This is a genomic window from Paenibacillus canaveralius, from assembly GCF_047238265.1.
In the GTDB taxonomy this organism is placed as follows: Bacteria; Bacillota; Bacilli; order Paenibacillales; family NBRC-103111; genus Paenibacillus_F.
Window position 1 is genome coordinate 1,340,809 of sequence record NZ_JBDFMM010000001.1, and the last position, 13,874, is coordinate 1,354,682.

At 54.0% G+C, this 13,874-nt stretch carries 11 protein-coding genes; 8 read left to right on the plus strand and 3 right to left on the minus strand.

The annotated features are described in order from the left end of the window. Positions 1 to 33: 33 nt before the first annotated feature. Positions 34 to 177, minus strand: a complete 144-nt coding sequence (locus ABC395_RS06225; protein WP_009674608.1) for a hypothetical protein — start codon at positions 175 to 177, stop codon at positions 34 to 36. 602 nt (positions 178 to 779) lie between these two features. Between ABC395_RS06225 and ABC395_RS06230 the strand changes: the two genes are divergently transcribed. From ABC395_RS06230 to ABC395_RS06240, 3 genes are read left to right on the plus strand one after another with little or no spacing between them, the layout of a single operon-like run. Next, positions 780 to 3,107, plus strand: a complete 2,328-nt coding sequence (locus ABC395_RS06230) for a sensor histidine kinase (protein WP_413001569.1) — start codon at positions 780 to 782, stop codon at positions 3,105 to 3,107. Continuing rightward, the gene (locus tag ABC395_RS06235) at positions 3,104 to 3,727 is read left to right on the plus strand and encodes a response regulator (protein ID WP_103997728.1); all 624 of its coding nucleotides are present in this window, start codon (positions 3,104 to 3,106) and stop codon (positions 3,725 to 3,727) included. Before ABC395_RS06230 ends, ABC395_RS06235 begins: the two co-directional genes overlap by 4 nt. A gap of 24 nt (positions 3,728 to 3,751) precedes the next feature. Next, positions 3,752 to 4,690 carry a polyprenyl synthetase family protein gene (locus ABC395_RS06240; RefSeq protein WP_413001571.1) on the plus strand — a complete coding sequence of 313 codons (939 nt, stop codon included), beginning with the start codon at positions 3,752 to 3,754 and terminating at the stop codon, positions 4,688 to 4,690. Between the two features lie 40 nt (positions 4,691 to 4,730). Here the strand turns inward: ABC395_RS06240 and ABC395_RS06245 are convergent, their stop codons facing one another. Next, positions 4,731 to 5,282 (minus strand): sporulation membrane protein YtrI, encoded by a 552-nt coding sequence (locus ABC395_RS06245; RefSeq protein ID WP_413001573.1) that lies wholly within the window; start codon positions 5,280 to 5,282, stop codon positions 4,731 to 4,733. Beyond that, a complete protein-coding gene (locus ABC395_RS06250; protein ID WP_413001575.1) occupies positions 5,279 to 5,611 on the minus strand; it encodes a YtrH family sporulation protein in 333 nt (110 codons plus the stop codon). The genes ABC395_RS06245 and ABC395_RS06250 overlap by 4 nt, the downstream gene beginning before the upstream one ends. Positions 5,612 to 5,836: 225 nt before the next feature. Here ABC395_RS06250 and hisC point away from each other — a divergent pair, with 225 nt between their 5' ends. From hisC to ABC395_RS06275, 5 genes are all read left to right on the plus strand, one after another. Continuing rightward, the gene (gene hisC / locus ABC395_RS06255; protein ID WP_413001577.1) at positions 5,837 to 6,931 is read left to right on the plus strand and encodes a histidinol-phosphate transaminase; all 1,095 of its coding nucleotides are present in this window, start codon (positions 5,837 to 5,839) and stop codon (positions 6,929 to 6,931) included. Positions 6,932 to 6,980: 49 nt separating this feature from the next. Continuing rightward, on the plus strand, positions 6,981 to 8,180 hold the full coding sequence (locus tag ABC395_RS06260) for a pyridoxal phosphate-dependent aminotransferase (RefSeq protein ID WP_413001579.1): 1,200 nt from the start codon (positions 6,981 to 6,983) through the stop codon (positions 8,178 to 8,180). A gap of 390 nt (positions 8,181 to 8,570) precedes the next feature. Next, the gene (locus ABC395_RS06265) at positions 8,571 to 12,077 is read left to right on the plus strand and encodes a DNA polymerase III subunit alpha (protein ID WP_413001581.1); all 3,507 of its coding nucleotides are present in this window, start codon (positions 8,571 to 8,573) and stop codon (positions 12,075 to 12,077) included. Positions 12,078 to 12,579: 502 nt separating this feature from the next. Continuing rightward, the gene (locus ABC395_RS06270; RefSeq protein ID WP_413001583.1) at positions 12,580 to 12,798 is read left to right on the plus strand and encodes a hypothetical protein; all 219 of its coding nucleotides are present in this window, start codon (positions 12,580 to 12,582) and stop codon (positions 12,796 to 12,798) included. Positions 12,799 to 13,614: 816 nt separating this feature from the next. Further along, on the plus strand, positions 13,615 to 13,803 hold the full coding sequence (locus tag ABC395_RS06275; RefSeq protein WP_009676703.1) for a hypothetical protein: 189 nt from the start codon (positions 13,615 to 13,617) through the stop codon (positions 13,801 to 13,803). Positions 13,804 to 13,874 lie beyond the last annotated feature (71 nt).

Sequence of the window (13,874 nt, forward strand, 5' to 3'; positions counted from 1 at the left end):
AAGGTTTAATTTAGCCTGAGGGCGCAGAACGGGTCAGTTGCTTATCTCTAATTTCTGCTGCAGTTTCTCCCAGGAGGATTCCAGCTGCAGCCGTGGTACTTCCACAGTTTCGAACTTTTCGATCAGCGTATCTTTGAGAAGATCTTCAAAAAAGTTATCGAATTGGTACTGGGTCATAAATAACACTCCTAAGTTCTGGTCTATGGATAAAAATGTATACTTTTATATTATCTTTAAAACCTTACATTATCAGCGCAATTTTGTTTCGCAAGGATGCAAAATTATTTTCACTGATGCGCAACTAAAGAAGGATAATAATGGAAGAAATATAGCCTGATTTAAAGACGCATATAGGAACTTATGTCTTTAAATAAATTCTGCTATGACGGCTCTATGTTCTTCCGTGAACAACTGCGCAAACGGGTTTGCGCAGTTGTGCAGTCTAGTGCAGATGAACCATAAAAAAAGATTGCATATCAGCAGTGGGCTGATATGCAATCTTTTTGTTTTTTGCTATGATGTGGATAGGTTTACCACATCATATATCTAACTTCCGGTTTCTCGCTGGAAACCGCTTTTTGCAGTGATTCTACTTCAAGTTTAGACAAAGATGCGGAGGATACGGGAGCCGCTTTGGAACTTACAGCTTCTTTAACAGCTTGCTTCAGTTCACGGGACCATAGTACTGCCGTTTGCATGACAGACACCTCACTTTGAAATTAATATAAAACTTATTTCCTATATTACCTTAAAAACTTGCACTCGAAAAGGTGGATTTTATGAATTCCAAAAAAAAATGGATGATATTGTTTTTTATAGGCATCATCTTCCTTCAATTCTGGTGTTTAAGGGTAGCTTACCGGTATCCGTATCTGGGTATTATCGTGGATCAGAACCCCAAGCAGGAATGGGTCATCACCCAGCTGGAGCGGGTCAGCATCGGTTCCAAGATCGGCTTCAAGCCGGACGACAAGATCGTAAGCGTAGACGGAAAAAGGCCTGAGGAGCATCTGACGGTCAAAAAATATTACAGTATCGAGCAGGCGGACGTCATTACCGTGCTTCGCGGAGACAAAGAACTGACCTTTACGACGAGAGATCATGCCACGTCCATGACAGTCGATATTTTGTCCCTTCTGGGCGAGATCATTGCTTTTGTTTTCGCGTTTCTGATTTACAGCCGGCTTTCCAAATCCCGGTCGGCCCTTATGCTGTCCGCCGTATTTCTGAATATCGGGCTGATCTTTATGTGTCTGGGCGCTTCGACCCGGACTGATATTCTGGCCAAGGGAATGACGACGAGTCTGGTAGCGTGCCTGCCTTTTCTGTTCCTGCAGTTTCTGATTATGTTTTTCCGGGAACGATCCAATTTCACTTTCTCGACGCGTTACATGAAATACGTCTATGCCGCCATCGGATTTTCTTCTCTGCTGCAGCTCAGCATGTTTTTCCCGGAGGCGAACTTCAAGTTCTACAAAATCATTTATTACGGGACGATGAGTTTCTTCATAGCCGGCTTTATTATGAATATTTATCTTCTGGGCCATTTATACAAGAAATATCGAAAATCCAACGATTATTTATTTACCATTATTAAAACGATTATATTTTGCTTAGGGCTGTCTTTCTGCCCGCTGGCGTTCCTGAACTTTATCCCGAGGATTTTGTTCCAGACGGAACTGGCATTTTCTTATTACAGCGGCTGGTTCATTCTTTTCTTCCCCGTCACCTTCGGCTATCTCATTATGTCCAAGCAGCTTTACGACCTGGACATCATTTTGCGGCGGGTTTTCTATACGGCTGTGATTTCCGTACTGCCTAGCGCCGTGCTCGTAGCCGTCAATTATTTTATTTTCCAGAAAGACGCGACACTGAAGCATATGGTGATCAGTTTTACGACCACGATGGTCGTGCTGACGTTCGTCACCTACTCTCTGGAATATTTCGCGACCCGGCTGGAGAAGATTATGTTTCCCAGGAAATATTACCTCCAGCAGGCACTCAAAAAAATCGCCGGCGCCCTCGGCAGCATTACGAATTTTCGCGAGCTCAGAGATATCGTGCTGGTGGATATCGTGGATATTTTGCAAGTCTACGGAGGGGCCATCGTTATTCAGTATGCGTCCGGAACTCTCGAAATCATCAGTGAGGGGAATATCGACGAGCAGGATGTGAAAAGGCGGTTCCTTACCGGCGACTGGTTCGATTCCGAATATACGCGAACGCTGATCAAAGGGCACGAGGAATACGTGAGCTATCTGGTCATGGCCAAAAAGAAGACCAATACGTTTATGAACCGGGAAGAAACCCAGTGGCTCAGTCTTATTATTTCGTACCTGTCGGTCAGCCTGGAGAACCTGTATCTGATCCGCAAGCTGAACATGAAACTTCTGGAACTGGCTTCGGAGCTTCCCAACCAGGAAGGCAGCGAGGAATACGTCTGGTTCCGCAAGACCATGTTCGACCTGCAGGAGAAGGAGCGGACACGGATCGCGACCGATTTGCACGATACGACCATGCAGGACATTTTCTTCGTCCAACGGAAATTGAAAAATCTTCAGAAGCAGCTGCTTAATCCCGACGACCACCGGCAGCTCAAAGATATTTTGAACCACCTGGAACTGATCAATATGAATTTGCGGCAGTGCTGCTTCGAGCTGAATCCTTATCTGCTTAAAAATATCGGGCTGGTCCGTGCCCTGCAGAACCTCGTGGATACCGAATCGAGTCTCGGCGATTACGAAATTCAGTTCGTGACGGAAGGAAAGACGACGGCGATGGAGAATCTCGATTATGAGGCGAAACGCCATATTTTCCGCGTCATTCAGGAATTGATTACAAATGCGAAAAAACATTCGCAGGCCAGCAGGCTTTTCATCCGGCTTGTCGCAAGCGGAAGCGAGGTTAGCATTCACTACGAGGACGATGGAATCGGCTTTAAACCCAATTCGTCGTCGGGCAAGACAGTCGGCCGTTCCGGTATGGGCCTGGAGCAGATGAAAGGCCGGGTCCTGCATTTAAACGGGCAGTTTACGATGGAGTCCATGACGGGTAAAGGCGTTGAAGTGAGAATTCAGATCCCTATAAAGGAAGGCATACCGACATGAATAAAATACAACATATCCTAATAGTTGATGACCACCCCGCCATGGCATACGGCACGAAGTTTATTCTGGAGCAGGAGGAGAATATTCAAGTGGTCGGCGTCGCGACGACCGGGGAAATGGGCGTGGAAATGATGGTGAAGCTGAATCCGTCCATCATCTTTCTCGATTTTCACCTTCCCGATTTAACGGGCATGGAAGTCGCCGTCAAAATGAAGGAATTGAACAAGGACGTTCAGATCGTGATTTTCACGGGCATCGATTATATGCCGATTCTGAACAACCTTCTTGAGCTCGGCGTTTGCGGCATTATGTCCAAAGATTCGAGCGAAGACCAGATCCGCAACATGATGCGGGCGCTGAAAGAGGGCCAGTCCGTCATTCCGATCTCCCTGCTGCACCAGATGAGGCTCAGCCATCCGGACGATGATTTGTCGAGCCTGACCGACGAGGAAATCAACATCATGAACCAGATCGTCAAAGGCGCCACCAATGAGCAGATTGCCGATGAGATTCATATGAGCAAACGCTCGGTGGACAACTACGTGCGCAAAATCTACGACAAGTTCGGGGTGAAATCCCGGGCTCAGGCTATCGAGAAATTTTTACAAATCAAGCGTTGACCAATCCCGAAAAGGCGGTGCAGCATGAAGGCTGAAGTTTGGAGCGATATTCAGGATCTTATTGAATCGTATTTTACCGTACCTTCCTTGAAAGAACTGCTGTTAAAAAGCGTAGCGGACAAGAAAGAAGAGCATTCCATCTGGGGAGAGCTCACCTGGAGCGTTCACGATCTGCTGGGCGGAAGCAATCCGGCCATTCACCGGACCGCCGCATTGACCGAGCTTATGCTGCTCGCGCTGGATATTATGGACGATATCCAGGATCAGGACAATACGGAGAAGCCGTGGATGACCGTGCCCCAGGAGCAGGCGCTGAACGTATACACGGGACTCGTGACGGCTTCCGTCTCCGAACTGGGGGCTTTGCGCCGCCAATATCCGGTCGCTCCTCTGCCCGATCCCGCCAAAGTATGCGAATTTATTACGGAGGCGATTAACGGCCAGCATTTGGACGTGACGAATGCCGTGCAGACGGAAGAGGACTATGTCGGAATGGTACAGCGCAAGTCCGGCACGCTGGTTCAACTGGCTCTGTATATGGGTTACGCCTGCACGGACGCGAACGCCGATGAGGATACCGTCGGCAAGCTGAACCGCCTGGCCGTTTATATGGGACTGATGGCCCAGCTCGACAACGATTTGAGCGACCTGCTCCGTTTCGATTACAAGAACGATCTCGTGCAGAAAAAGAAAACCATCCCGGTCCTGTTCCTTCTGGACGAGGAAGATACGGAATTCCCGGTCATCCAGCAGTATTACAAGGGTGAAATCGACCAGCCCCAATTTTTAAAGCATAAGCCGCAATGCGTCCAGTATGTCGTGGACTCGGGCTGTATCGAATACACGCGTACGATTCAGAACTTGTATCTGCACCATGCGGACGAGTTGTTTGCCGAAATTCCGGCCGCTTCCGCGAACAAGGAAGCTTTCCGGGAAATCGCGCTGGCCCGTTTCGAGCTGTAACGCCCCTATTCAGCCTTTGCCGCTTATTTAATAGGAAAGGCTAGTAAGAACCGTTAAAAGCGTCATGGTCCGGCACGATCGTCCCTTTATCGGGGAGAGCCTGTTTCTTGGGCTCGTCCGCCGTAATCCACACGGTAAGCTCCGACTGTACGAGCGCCATCGCTTTGACGTTGACGATGTAATCTTTATCGATTACGCCATAATACGTTTTATTCGCGATGAGGCGCTCGTACAATTGGGGCGAATCCCGTATTACCCCCAGCTTCTGTCCCTCGACGATTTTCAGATCCCTCTTGACCCGGTCTTCCAGCGCTTTCTGAACATGGCTTTCCAGCGGATGCTGAATATCATTGTACAAATGGACGGTCACACGCGTGATCAGTCCTTGTTTGTTTTTAAATTTATTCAGAGATTCGATATCCAGCTGAAGCCCGTTGTTTTCTTTTTTCAGATTCCAGTTTTCAATTACGAGCACGTTGTAGGTATGATGGTACAGGCTTAGAAATACGGCGCTGCCGACAATTCCCCCCGCCAAAAAGAGTCCGACACCCGCAAGGAAGCGGGGATAACGGTCGAAGCTGGGGATTTTCAAGACTGCCCGCCCCCCTTGCAGATCAACTGGATGAGCGATGTGCCCATATGCGCCCCGATATAGGCGCTGATAATCAGCAGAATTTGTTTGAAGGCGGGGGAGAACTGCCCGTCCTGGAAGTTGTCCTGGATCATCCGGATGGGATCGATCGTGCCTCCGATTGCGGCGACCATCGCCCAAATTTTAATATTCTCGGCGATAAGCAGCATCTTGTAAGTCGGGGGCTGAAGCGACAGAACCGAGCCGATTCCCGCAAGCATGCTGCCTCCCATGACGACGCCGAACGCTACGAAGAAATTGAGTATCGCGGAAGTGACAAAGGCCGTCACCTGATTCCCTTCTTTCTTTATTGGACTACTGTGCGGTTTTGTTGGGTCCCTTTGGTATAGTCTATGAAGCTCCGCGAGCGTTTATGATAGAGAAAAGAGAGAAAGTCCGCGATTCTTGCAGAACGGGCCGGTCTCTATTTTTTGCTAGAATCTTCAGAAATTTGCGTTATACTGATTAAAAAGAATTTTCACCGGAGATTTATAAGAGCAGAGGAGGCGGATTTCTTGTACGCCAAAGCCCATATTCGCAGCATGGCCCCCTACATACCCGGTTTTCAGCCGGAAGCGGAGCAGCAGGTCGTCAAGCTTAATTCCAACGAAAATCCTTACCCGCCTTCACCGGATGTGAGGTTGGCGCTTGCGGGTTTTGATTACGCCTTGCTGAGGCGTTATCCCAACGCTACGGCCGAGCCCGTAAGGGAGGTGCTGGCGGACATCTACGGTGTGAACCGCGGCCAGGTATTTTGCGGCAACGGTTCCGATGAGATCATCTCCCTTCTGTTCAAAGCGTTTCTGGAAGAGGGAAGCACCATCGCCCTGCCTTATCCGACCTATTCGCTCTACCGGACCGCGGCGGATATACACCGGGTACACTGCGAATTCGTACCGACCCGGGAGGACTTCAGCATCGACACGGAAGCTCTGCTCGCCGTGCCTTCCCAGGCTATCATTCTCGTAAATCCCAATGCCCCTACGGGATTACTGGTGTCTGTGGAGGCGATCGAGGAACTTGCGGACCGGTACGAAGGGCTACTGATCGTCGACGAAGCCTATATCGACTTTGCCGACGGAGATGCGAGCGCCTTGAGGCTTATCGGCCGCTGCCCGAACCTGCTCGTTCTGCGCACGTTATCGAAATCGTATTCGCTTTGCGGCATCCGCTTCGGCTATGCGTTTGCGGACGAGGCTTTGATCGAGGCGCTCGATAAATGCAAAGATTCCTACAACGTGAGCATGCTCACGCAAACGATCGCGGCCGCCGCGCTGAGGGACCGGGCCTATTTCGACGAAACCGTCCGCCGTATCCGGGCCTCCAGAAGCAGCTTGGGCGGCAGTCTTCGCAGCCTCGGGTTTACCGTTCCCGAATCGGAGACGAACTTCCTGCTCTGCACGCCTCCGGCGGGCCAAGGACTATCCGCACGGGGGATTACCGGGTGGCTTGCGGAGCGGCACGTGTACATCCGGCATTTCGATTCCCCGCTGCTGGAGGACAAAATCCGGATCAGCATAGGAACGGAAGAAGAGAACCGGAAGCTGCTGACGCTTCTTGAAGAACTGGTTAGCCGGCCGGAGAACGAGACGGTTTCATCGGGAGATTAAACCCCGTTTTTGTTTACAAAAATAAAAAATGTACTAAAGGAGCAACGCTATGACATCTCCAGCGAAAGGCGCAATTTCCGAAAAACTCGCAGGCCAGCTTGAAAAAGGCTCCTGGATCCGCAAGCTCTTCGACGAAGGGAAGCGGCTGATCGACATTTACGGAGCCGACGAAGTGTATGATTTCTCCCTCGGAAATCCGGTGGTCGAGCCGCCCGAGACTTTCCTGAAAGCACTCGCCGATACGGTGAACAGCGGCGAGCTGGGCAAGCATCAGTACATTCCGAATCAGGGGCTGCCCTCGGCAAGACAGAAAGTGGCGGACTATCTCAACGGCCGTTACGGAGGCAGTGTCAAGCCCGAACATATCGTCATGACGGTCGGTGCGGGCGGAGGACTGAACGTGGTCCTGAAAAGCATCCTGAATCCCGGCGATGAAGTGATTCTGCTGACGCCTTACTTCGTGGAATATGACTACTATGCCGACAATCACGGCGGCGTCGCGGTTCATGTTCCGCTCGCAGACGATTTCAGCGTCGATACGCAGCGTGTCGCCCAGGCGATCACGGAGAGAACGCGCGCGATCATTATCAACACACCGGGCAATCCGACCGGTACGCTTCTTACGCAGGACAATTTAAACGAACTGGGAAAAGTACTCGCAGAGGGCGAGAAAAAACACGGCGGTCTGATCTACATGGTGTACGACGACCCGTACAGCCAGCTGGTGTACGACGCGGTTCCGCCGAATCCGTTTGCCGCATACGGGCGCACGATTCTCGTCAGCTCGTTCAGTAAAGACCTCGGCATCGCCGGAGAGCGGCTCGGTTATGTCGCGGTGGACGCTTCGGCGGACGATGCGCAGCTGCTTGCACAGGCCTTCGTTTTCAGCAACCGGACGCTCGGATTCGTCAACGCGCCGGTTATGATGCAGCGTGTCATTACGCGCATGGATACACTCGCCGTCGAGCAGCAGGAATACCGCAAACGCCGCGATCTTATGGTCGGCGTCTTGCAGGAGGCGGGCTATGAATTCACCGTGCCGCAGGGAGGCTTCTTCATTTTCCCGAAGACGCCGATTGCCGACGACGTCGAGTTCTGCCTGAAAGCGGTACAGGAGCATCGCCTTCTGATCGTGCCGGGAAGCGGCTTCGGGCGCGGCGGTCATTTCCGGCTGTCCTACAGCGTGCCGGTCAAGCAGATCGAGCGTTCCGGCAAAGTGTTCAAGGCGCTTCTGGATTCTTACCGGTAGCCAACCAAGCAGACGGACACAGCGCATAGAAAGCGGGGAAGTAAAGGCTTTTTGCGAATTAGAGATTTGTGCCGGTTGCCGGTTGATCACTGTGGTTGAACGCCAAGCCCCCGAACGCCCGGAGCCTACGGCTATGTGTGAAAGACGGCCGGCGATGCGTATTCATGCATTCCGGTACGGATTGCCGTGCGGCCTGCCTCAAACAAAAATAAGCCGCTGCGGCTACATGGCAGCAGCGGCGATTAGAAGCCGTCTGTCCCTACGGGTGCAGACGGCTTTTTTTATAGACAAAACCGGCTGGAGGGAAAATTTTTCCGGGGCGAACGCATTTTCGCCTTTTTGAAAATTGTGATAGAATAGAAGAAAGGAAGTTTCGGAGGAGTAATGGCCATGAATTCGTTTATACATCTGCATGTTCACAGTGAATACAGCCTGCTTGACGGCGCCGCCCGCATCCAGGACCTCGTGGAGACCGCCTCGCAGCTGGGCATGAAGTCACTTGCGCTGACGGATCATGGCGTCATGTACGGAGCGGTACCGTTTTATAAGGCATGCCGGGCCAAGGGCATCAAGCCTATTTTGGGCTGCGAAGCTTATTTTACGGAAGGGACGATCCGGACCAAAGGCACACGGCAGGACCAGCCGATCTATCATCTTATTCTGCTGGCCAAAAATATGCAGGGCTACCAGAACCTGATGAAGCTGTGCTCGGTCGGCCACCTGGAAGGGTTCCACTATAAACCGCGCATTGATCACGACCATCTCGCCCGTTATTCGGAAGGGCTTGTTTGTCTGAGTGCGTGCCTGGGCGGCGAAGTGTCCCAGCATCTGCTTCACGACCGCAAAGAGCAGGCCAAAGCGGCCGCCGAGAGGTACCGCTCTATTTTTGGCGAAGATTTTTATCTTGAAATTCAGGATCACGGGTCCATCGAGCAGAAAAAAGTCATGCAGGGCATGATCGAGCTGAGCCGCGAAACGGGCATCCCGCTTGTCGCCACTAATGATGTACATTACGTCAGGGAACAGGACCATGCGGTGCAGGACGTGCTGCTGTGTATCGGAACCGGCAAGACGGTGGACGATCCCCAGCGACTCAAGTTCGAGACAAGCCAGCTTTATCTGAAAAGCGAGGACGAAATGCGTAAACTGTTCGCGCACGTGCCCGAGGCGCTCGACAATACGCAGCTTGTGGCGGAGAAATGCGAACTGGTTTTGAATTTCGATCAGTCTATCCTGCCGAAATTCAAACCGATCCCAGAGGGGCTCTCCGCCGGCGAATACCTCAAGGAGCTGTGCACCGAAGGGCTGGCGCGCCGCTATGAAAACCAGCCGGGCTGGAACGATCCGCAGGGGGAATACCGGCAGACGCTGGACGCACGGCTTTCGTACGAGCTCGGCGTCATCGAAAGCATGGGCTTTTCGGATTATTTTCTTATTGTCTGGGACTTCATCCGCTTCTCGCACGAGCATGGTATTATGACGGGACCCGGAAGGGGGTCTTCCGCAGGAAGTCTCGTTGCGTACGTGCTCCGGATTACCGATGTGGACCCTATCCGGTATAAACTGCTCTTCGAACGTTTTCTGAATCCCGAGCGGATCACGATGCCGGATATCGATATCGACTTTAACGACGAGCGGCGGGACGAGGTTATCGATTACGTCGTCGCGAAATACGGGCAGGAGCACGTCGCCCAGATTATCACCTTCGGTACGATGGCCGCCAAGGCGGCAGTACGGGACGTCGGCCGGGTGCTGAACGTTCCGTACAACGAAGTGGACCGCGCCGCGAAGATGATTCCCGGACAGCTCGGCATGACGCTGGAAGCGGCCTTGAAGGTGAATCCGGATCTGAAAGATCTGGCCGCGAAGCACCCTAAAACCGCGGAACTGCTGAACATGGCGAAACGTGTCGAAGGAATGCCGCGACACGCTTCGACACATGCCGCTGGGGTTGTCATTTCGCGCGAGCCGCTGACTCACTATGTCCCTTTGCAGGAAGGGAACGGACAGACTCCGCTGACCCAATATTCGATGGAGCATCTCGAAGCCATAGGCCTGCTTAAGATGGATTTTCTCGGTCTAAGGACTTTATCCATCATCGAACGGACCCTAAAATCCATTGAGGAGCAGGAAGACATCCGGCTGGATCTGGCGAAGCTGGACATGGATAATGATCCTTTGACTTACGAACTTCTCGGGAAAGGGGAGACAACCGGTATTTTCCAACTGGAGTCTCCGGGAATACGCAAGGTGCTTCGGGATTTGAAGCCGTCGGGATTTGAAGATATCATTTCCGTGAACGCCTTGTACCGTCCGGGTCCGATGGAGTTTATCCCCCGGTATATCGAATGCAAGCACGGGCTGACGCAGCCGCAGATTCCGCATGAAGCGCTGGTGCCGATCCTTAAGGATACGTACGGCATTATCGTCTATCAGGAGCAGATCATGCAGATCGCTTCGGTCATGGCGGGATTTTCGCTCGGCGAAGCGGACCTGCTCCGGCGTGCCGTTTCCAAGAAGAAGCGCGAAGTGTTGGACGAGCAGCGCGCACACTTCGTGGAAGGCAGCGCCCGGTTAGGCTATAAGGAGGAAGAGGCGAACGGCGTCTACGACATGATCGTCCGGTTCGCGGATTACGGGTTCCCGCGTGCGCATGCAACCGCTTATGGCGTGCTGGCTTTCCAGACAGCGTACTTGAAGGCACATTATCCGCGGCATTTTATGGCTTCCATGCTGACGGCCGTCGTCGGTAATCACCGGAAAACGGCCGAGTATGTCGACGAATGCAGACGGATGAAGCTTGAAGTGCTGCCGCCGGATGTGAACGAGAGCGGCGTAAATTTTACGCCAGTCGCTCCCAAAGTATCCCTGCAGGCTGCGGAGGATGCAGAAGGACAACCGGACACGGATCACGGAGGCGCGGCCGGACAGCCCGCAGAGACGGCGGGACACGCTCATGCCGGGGGAGAATATGCGGCGGGCGAGGAGTCCGGAGAATCCGCCGCCGGCAGTTCCGGAGTTCCTGCCGGCAGTAAGGGAGCCATCCGCTTCGGCCTGGCGGCGATCAAAAATGTCGGCACCAACGCCATCGAAGCGATCCTCAAGGAACGGCGGGAGAAACCTTTCGAGAGCCTGCTCGACTTCTGCCGGAGAGTGGATCTGCGCGTCTGCAACAAACGCGTGATCGAATCGCTCATTCAGGGAGGGGCGCTTGACGGCTTTCCCGGCCACCGTGCGCAGTTTGTCGCCATGCTGGACGACACGGTTGAGGCGGCGGTGAAATGGCGGAAAGAACGGGATGACCTGCAGCTTCACTTGTTCGGCTTCGTTGAAGAACCGAATTGGGAAGTGGAGGTTCCGGAAGTGGCCCGGCTTTCCCGTACGCAGCAGCTTGAGTATGAACGTGAACTGCTCGGGCTTTATATATCGGGCCATCCGCTTGATGATCATGAAGCGCTTCTCCGTGAGCTGGAAGCGGACCCGCTCCATTATTTACAGGATTACGCCGATAACAGTGAAGTGATTGTGGCGGGTATGGTTGTTTCCAGCAAAACGATTGTCACGAAAAAAGGCCAGCCTATGGCTTTTGTGGATCTGGAAGACCGGATTGCGCGGGTTGAAGTCGTTTTATTCCCCGAAGCGTGGAAAAAACACGCTCCGCTCGTACAGAAAGGCAGCGTCGTCCTTGTCAAAGCCAAGCTTCAGTCTGCAGGACGAAGACCCGCCGAAACTGTTGGCGGAGGCCGTGGCCGCACCGGACGATCCGGCTGTCCGCCGCTGGCAGCGCCGTCCGCTGCGCCCGGGCGGCCAGTCCGCCTCCGGCGGCGGTGCGCCACGGGGAGCCGGAGCATCGCCGCAGGGGGGACGCCCGGGAGAGCGTGGCTCTGCCGCCGGTAACGCCCGCGGCGCTCAGTCGGGCGCAGGTGAGCGTCCCGGCGGGGGCCCGGCAGCGGGCGGCGGCGTGAATGCCGGCACAGGCGAGCGTTCCGCCGGAGGAGCGGGCAGCGTCGCGAAAGCCGGCCAAGGCGGCCCGCGTCCTGCCGGAGACGGCGGCGGCCAAGCGGGCCCGGCGGGAGCCGCGACGGCATCCGGCGCAGGCTCAGCACGCGGCTCCAGCGTCGTGCGCGAGACGCGCCGCGGAGCCGGTGGCTATGCCGCCGAAGACCGCGGCCTTGGCGCCGGCGGCGTACGGCCCGGCGGGGGCCCGGCAGCGGGCGGCGGCGCTGAACCGCGAGGCGGCCCGCGTCCCGACGGCGCAGGCGCCGACCTTGCCGGCTCGCCCGGCCGTGCCGCGGACCGCGGCAGCGCGGTCCCGCAGCGCTCATCCGCCGACCGATCCGCGGATGAGGCACGGCGCTCCGCCGCGCAGGGCACACCCGCCGGGGCGTCCCGGCAGCGGGTGTACGTCAAGATCGCGGCTCACCTGGAAGAGCCGCATAACCTCGTGAAGCTGCAGGAACTGCTGCAGCTTCACGCGGGACCGCTGGAGGTCGCGCTGTTCTACGAGCGCACCCAGCGGCTGCTGGCTCTGAGCGGCCAGTACCGCGTCAAGCCTTCCCCGGAGTTGTTCCGTTCGATCGAACAGTTGATGGGAAAAGATTGTGTAAAGGTGAAGTAATCCTCCTTTTTCCGTATGCAATACACCCGGATAACCGGCATGGCGCTGGATGATCCGGGGAACGCAAGCTTTTTCCCGAACCGCCGCAAAGCATTTGGAAGCGGGCGAGCCCCTGTACGGAATGGACGGGACGCCGGCTTTGGGAAATGTGCATGTTTATGGTATGATCGGGGCTGAAGAGTTTCCGTTATCCGGAAGCAGTAATACGCATTATCCGCGAACTCATCTATCATGAACGGGAAATTCACGTGTTTCTCGGCGATCTTTCGGCCGGCCGGCTGACTGCGGCGGCCTCCGCCAGAATCACCCGTCGGAATATACCCTTTCCGACGTATTTCGAGGAATTTTGCGGAGCCGCGAAACCCGGGATATAAAGGAGCCTGCCTAGCTCTTTTTCCTCTTCCGAGGCAAGCCCTCAAACGGGCGTGTCCCGTTTGGCGAATGGCCGGGTCCGCAGGGGCAGCGTCCGCATGATGATTAACAAAAACTTCACCGGCCCGAGGGCCGGGAAGTTTTTTTTGTCGGGCCTATGCCGGGAACGTTTTTTGAAGGAGAAAACCCTTTGGTATCCGGGCTGTGAACAGCGGAGGAGCGCATTTTTATCCTTCTTTTTCCAACTGTAATCTCAGATGCCGATGCAGCGGGCGCCTCATGGGAAGACAACCCTTCCTTGCGGTAAAATTAGAGGTTGTGTTATCATTATTCCATTGTATAGACTTGAGAGAACGGAAAGTGAAGGCTAGAGATACGCTGCTGCGTCATTTTCGTTTTGGCGCTATCCATTTTACCCGGGTACTGTTGAGGAGGTATATCCCCATGTGGACCGTGATTTATATTGCCCCCACCGCCAAAATTGCGGAGCGTATAAAGCAACGCCTGTCGGAGGAGGGGTTTCTGGTCCAAATTCGAGCAATCTCCATGACCAAGAACCAATTTGAAATCGTGGTTCCCGAGGGTGAAGTGGAAGAGGTTCAAGAAGTACTCAACACCATTTTACATCGCTGACCGCAGCGGTTGCGAAGGCGTGTTTTATGAAACCTCCGCAGCAGATGGCTGGAGCGGAAATTGTAAGCCAG

Excerpts from the sequence above, each read along its gene's own strand:
- ABC395_RS06225 (WP_009674608.1), bottom strand. The coding sequence starts at position 177 with ATGACCCAGTACCAATTCGATAACTTTTTTGAAGATCTTCTCAAAGAT.
- ABC395_RS06230 (WP_413001569.1), top strand. The coding sequence starts at position 780 with ATGAATTCCAAAAAAAAATGGATGATATTGTTTTTTATAGGCATCATC.
- ABC395_RS06235 (WP_103997728.1), top strand. The coding sequence starts at position 3,104 with ATGAATAAAATACAACATATCCTAATAGTTGATGACCACCCCGCCATG.
- ABC395_RS06240 (WP_413001571.1), top strand. The coding sequence starts at position 3,752 with ATGAAGGCTGAAGTTTGGAGCGATATTCAGGATCTTATTGAATCGTAT.
- ABC395_RS06260 (WP_413001579.1), top strand. The coding sequence starts at position 6,981 with ATGACATCTCCAGCGAAAGGCGCAATTTCCGAAAAACTCGCAGGCCAG.
- ABC395_RS06265 (WP_413001581.1), top strand. The coding sequence starts at position 8,571 with ATGAATTCGTTTATACATCTGCATGTTCACAGTGAATACAGCCTGCTT.
- ABC395_RS06275 (WP_009676703.1), top strand. The coding sequence starts at position 13,615 with ATGTGGACCGTGATTTATATTGCCCCCACCGCCAAAATTGCGGAGCGT.